Source organism: Endozoicomonas sp. ONNA2 (genome assembly GCF_024606365.1).
GTDB lineage: Bacteria > Pseudomonadota > Gammaproteobacteria > Pseudomonadales > Endozoicomonadaceae > Endozoicomonas.
This window is the reverse complement of sequence record NZ_JAHHPO010000297.1, coordinates 1-3,367: the sequence shown is the minus strand read 5'-3', so window position 1 is coordinate 3,367 and position 3,367 is coordinate 1. Positions and strand designations below refer to the sequence as shown.

Genomic DNA, 3,367 nt, shown 5'->3' with positions numbered 1-3,367 from the left:
TTATCCTCAATTTTCTGCCATCCTCGCTACGGGGACGCCCAGTCGGGCGCTATTCCCGGACAGCCTCCCGGGAGGCCAAGCCACCAAAAACCGCAAATAATCGGGAACCTTCTTGCACAATTAATGTCAAATTCTGTAGTTAAAAACATAATTGTGTGATCAAAAAAATGGACTGGTTAAAAAATCACCAAACAAACGCCACCCTGCTGCCATTATATGGTGAGTCTGGTGCAGAAATGACGGCTGGCATCCAACCCACGGGAAACACTCTACACCCCGATTTACGCCTCTTTGCCGGCTATAGCATCCGTTGTCTTGAACCAACCAGCCATAACGTTCTGTGCATTATCTGCCAGGCAGTGCTGCGCAACCCGTACCAAACCCCATTCGGGCAGCGAGCTTGCAAATCCTGTCTGGTGGGCAAGGCCTTGCAACAACTCACACAACGACCAGGCGTGCCACTGGATATTCCGGCACTGCAGCAAACATTCATGGTTCTGTCACCAGCCCATGGACCGTTTTCCCTCAGGCAGTGTTACCAGGACCGGGCTTTTCAACGTTTTGATGCCGAGGAAGTAATGGTGCAGCAATGCCCAGTGCGTGACTGCCGCTGGTCAGGGGGAACACTTGCCCAGCTTTATAACCATGAAGCCGAAAGTCACCCGGAGCTGGAACGGACGATTCCCAGTGATGATGTGATACCAAAAACTTATGAGTCTGACCAACAGTGCGATTTGACCCAAAAGGGAGCCACAGCCACACAACGTACTTCGCGCAAACTGGCCAGCCAACTGCAGCAGTTGCAAAACTCCCTGCAGATGGATTTAACCGAGAATAATCTCCGTTGCCTGATGGAGGTCTTGAAAGTCCGGTACCAGGAAATACAAAACTTATCTGTCAGTGAGCTTAATGAGTTGGAGTTCAGTAAATTCCTGACTAAAAACCATGAGAGTATCCAGCAGATATTCTTTGAGTTGCTCAGTCCACCACCGGACTCCCCGACATCTGACGCTGAGCCTTGCAAGTCCCCGGTAAATTCGTTGATTGCCCCAACAAGCTCTGCGCAGGCAGAGGCTGAATCAGTGGGCCCGCCCCCAAACCTGTTTGATGATAAAACAAGCGGTTCACCCAGCCCCTCTGACTTACGGGTAGCCCCCCAGAGCATGCCCGGCAGTTTCCTGTTATTTAATACTTGGCAGCTGACAGACCAGGAACTTTATGGCTTACCACCGGAGCAATCGCCAACCTCTGACTGCGACCATCCGTTCCAGCCAGAGCAGAAACAGCAGAGCCCCGATGATTGTGACTGACAAAAAAAGTAGCTTGCAAAAAAGCACAAGTGGTTCAAGCTTTTCGGGAAGCGGGCGGCGGGTAGCGTCTGTAGAAATTTCGAAGTTATTTCAGGACAGCCCCTGTGGCTACTCAGGAATTTTTTAGTAGCCACAGGTTCGGCCTATCTATAGCGGTTTACCTGATCCCGTAATACGATCGCTGCCTTTCTTGCGGCTTCAGCAAAGTCATCGCCACCACTGGCATAAATAATGCCGCGGGATGAGTTCACAATAATGCCCTTGCCTTCGCTGTTCAGGCCATTGTTAATGGTTGCTTCCACATCACCACCCTGAGCACCCAAGCCTGGCACCAGGAACGTCATGTCGCCGGTAATTTCCCGAATACGTTTGAGTTCCCTCGGGTTTGTGGCGCCAACCACCAGCAGGATGTTGTTATTCTCATTCCACTCCTGACACATCCTGGCAATCACTTCGTACAGCATGGCGGATTCACCATTGGCCTGCCGGACAGGGAGGTTCTGAATAGCGGCGGCACCGGGGTTTGAGGTGCGGCACAGAACTACTGTTCCCTTATCAGCATATCGTGAGAATGGCACTACGGTATCGATACCCATATAGGGGTTTATGGTCACCGCATCGGCCTGATAACGCGCAAAGGCTTCTATGGCGTACTGTCTGGCCGTACTACCAATATCACCACGCTTGGCGTCGAGAATAACCGGGATAGCAGGGTATTGAGTACGAATGTAACCAATGGTCATGGCCAGCTGATCTTCAGCGCCGCAGGCATGATAATAGGCCGCCTGAGGCTTAAAACAGCAAACCAGGTCGGCGGTTGCATCTATAATGGCTTTATTGAATTCCAGAATAGGCCTTTCCATCGCCAGAATAGCGGCAGGAAAGCGCTCGGGTGAAGGGTCAAGGCCTACACACAACAGCGTGTTGTTTTCCTCCATGGCAGCCTGAACCCGATCAAGAAACCCCATTGTTAACCCCAGCGTTTGGTAAAAAGTGCTGAGCGGGGAGTCTAGCAGTATCCGTTACCTTTTACATGTGAAGATGGGTGCTTCAGGATTTGTCCCGGAATAGAACAGTCGCTGCCCCCGCAAAAGCGGTTCCTGCTTTTCGGTTAGCGTCAGCGGGTGGCGCCAAATGTGGAAGCTATTTCAGGACGATTCCTTAAAAGCAATCACCCCATCTTCACATGCCCTGGATGTTCCCTGACCCGTTTAAGCCAGGCCATGATAAAAGGAAAATCGGTCAGACCATACCCGCCCTCAGGCGCCACATGGGTGTAGCCATACAGGCTGATATCGGCGATGGTCATGCGGTCCCCAACCAGCCAGTCATGGTGCTCCAGGTGCGTTTCCATGACCTGCAATGCCTTGTAACCACTGGGTTTCTTGGCCTGCAGTGCGGCCTCATGTTTTTTCGGTCTGCCAAGGAATTTCACGATAAACCTGGCCGTTGCGATATAAGGCTCGAGACTGTATTGCTCAAAAAACTGCCACTGCAGAACTTTTGCCCTGGGGAAAGGGTCTTCAGGGAGATAGTCTGTGCCGTCGGCCAGATAGTTCAAAATGGCATTGGACTCCCACAGATAACTCCCGTCGGGTAGTGCCATGACCGGAATCTTGCCGTTGGGGTTCATGGCCAGGAACTCATCGGTATGCGTTCCGCCACCCAGAATATTGGTGTGTTCCCACTCGCAGGCAATATCCAGGTGGTTCATTAGCAACTTGATCTTGTAGCAGTTGCCGGACATGGCATCTCCATAAACCTTGTACACAGGTTTTCTCCTGTTTGCCAAAATTTATCCGACATTGGTACTCTTTATTTAAAGACGGTGCAAGTCTATTTAGTTGACAATCAGCTGGCAGAAAATACGCTGATAACGGTGAAGGAGAAATGAAGCTGATGCCGGGAAGATGAAGCTGATGCTGAGAGATGCCGGGAGGTGTTGGGCGAAAAGAAGCCATTCATTACAGCCTGTGCATTTCATATTCACAAGGTGGAATTGGTATAAGTAGCTGGCCATATGGAATCGAATATTTCTGGCTACTTGGGCTGGTACT

At 51.0% G+C, this 3,367-nt stretch carries 4 protein-coding genes; 1 reads left to right on the top strand and 3 read right to left on the bottom strand.

The window, feature by feature from the left end:
- The first annotated feature begins 236 nt into the window (after positions 1 to 236).
- Positions 237 to 1,310, top strand: coding sequence for a hypothetical protein (locus tag KDK14_RS05315; protein WP_257263979.1), 1,074 nt, complete (start codon positions 237 to 239; stop codon positions 1,308 to 1,310).
- 143 nt (positions 1,311 to 1,453) lie between these two features.
- On the opposite strand, the gene pyrF is transcribed toward KDK14_RS05315, so the two are convergent.
- The 3 genes from pyrF to KDK14_RS05300 form a co-directional block, all read right to left on the bottom strand.
- Complete coding sequence (gene pyrF / locus KDK14_RS05310) at positions 1,454 to 2,278, bottom strand: orotidine-5'-phosphate decarboxylase (RefSeq protein ID WP_257263978.1); 825 nt, start codon at positions 2,276 to 2,278, stop codon at positions 1,454 to 1,456.
- Between the two features lie 203 nt (positions 2,279 to 2,481).
- Positions 2,482 to 3,081, bottom strand: coding sequence for a glutathione S-transferase family protein (locus KDK14_RS05305; protein WP_257263977.1), 600 nt, complete (start codon positions 3,079 to 3,081; stop codon positions 2,482 to 2,484).
- Positions 3,082 to 3,150: 69 nt separating this feature from the next.
- Positions 3,151 to 3,367 (bottom strand): hypothetical protein (locus KDK14_RS05300; protein WP_257263976.1); only part of this gene is annotated, 217 nt, incomplete at its 5' end.

What these genes read in the sequence shown, in the direction of transcription:
- KDK14_RS05315 (WP_257263979.1), top strand. Translation starts at nt 237, where the DNA reads ATGACGGCTGGCATCCAACCCACGGGAAACACTCTACACCCCGATTTA.
- pyrF (WP_257263978.1), bottom strand. Translation starts at nt 2,278, where the DNA reads ATGGGGTTTCTTGATCGGGTTCAGGCTGCCATGGAGGAAAACAACACG.